The 1,146-nt window shown below is 64.3% G+C and carries 1 protein-coding gene; it reads right to left on the bottom strand.

Annotation, left to right across the window (positions count from 1 at the left end; all coding sequences use genetic code 11):
* On the bottom strand, positions 1–1,145 hold a 1,145-nt coding region (tuf, locus tag AC2FMY_RS21970), incomplete at its 3' end, for an elongation factor Tu (protein ID WP_496808109.1).
* Position 1,146 lies beyond the last annotated feature (1 nt).

Genomic DNA, 1,146 nt, shown 5'->3' with positions numbered 1-1,146 from the left:
CCGACGGTGCGGCCGCCTTCGCGGATGGCGAAGCGCAGGCCGTCTTCCATCGCGATCGGTGCGATCAGCTCGACGGTGAAGCCGACGTTGTCGCCCGGCATGACCATCTCGGTGCCGGCCGCCAGCGTCACGGTGCCGGTCACGTCGGTGGTCCGGAAGTAGAACTGCGGACGGTAATTCGCGAAGAACGGGGTGTGACGGCCGCCCTCTTCCTTGGTCAGGATATAGGCTTCGGCTTCGAACTTGGTGTGCGGGGTCACCGAACCCGGCTTGCACAGCACCTGGCCACGCTCGACCGCTTCACGGTCGATGCCGCGCAGCAGCGCGCCGATGTTGTCGCCCGCCTCGCCACGGTCCAGCAGCTTGCGGAACATTTCCACACCGGTGCAGGTGGTGGTCTGGGTGTCCTTGATGCCCACGATCTCGATCGAGTCGCCGACATTGATCACGCCACGCTCGACACGGCCGGTCACCACGGTGCCGCGGCCCGAGATCGAGAACACGTCTTCGATCGGCATCAGGAAGGGCTGGTCGACAGCACGTTCCGGGGTCGGGATGTACTCGTCAACCGCGGCCAGCAGTTCGCGGATCTTGTTCTCGCCAATCTCCGGATCGCGGCCTTCCATCGCGGCCAGCGCCGAACCTGCGACGATCGGAATGTCGTCGCCGGGGAATTCGTACGAGCTCAGCAGCTCGCGGACTTCCATTTCCACCAGCTCCAGCAGCTCCTCGTCATCGACCTGGTCGACCTTGTTCAGGAACACGACCAGCGCAGGAACGCCAACCTGACGCGCCAGCAGGATGTGCTCGCGGGTCTGCGGCATCGGGCCGTCGGCGGCGTTCACAACCAGGATCGCGCCGTCCATCTGCGCCGCACCGGTGATCATGTTCTTGACATAGTCGGCGTGGCCGGGGCAGTCGACGTGGGCATAGTGGCGCGCGTCGGTCTCGTATTCCACGTGGGCGGTCGAGATGGTGATCCCGCGGGCCTTCTCTTCCGGCGCGCCGTCGATCTGGTCATACGCCTTGAAGTCGCCGAAATACTTGGTGATCGCCGCCGTCAGCGTCGTCTTGCCGTGGTCAACGTGGCCGATCGTGCCGATGTTGACGTGCGGTTTGTTACGCTCAAACTTTTCCTTTGCCATT

This window comes from Ruegeria sp. YKSE079 (assembly GCF_059612845.1).
The sequence above is the reverse complement of the archived record's forward strand: the minus strand, read 5'-3'. Positions and strand labels throughout refer to the sequence as shown.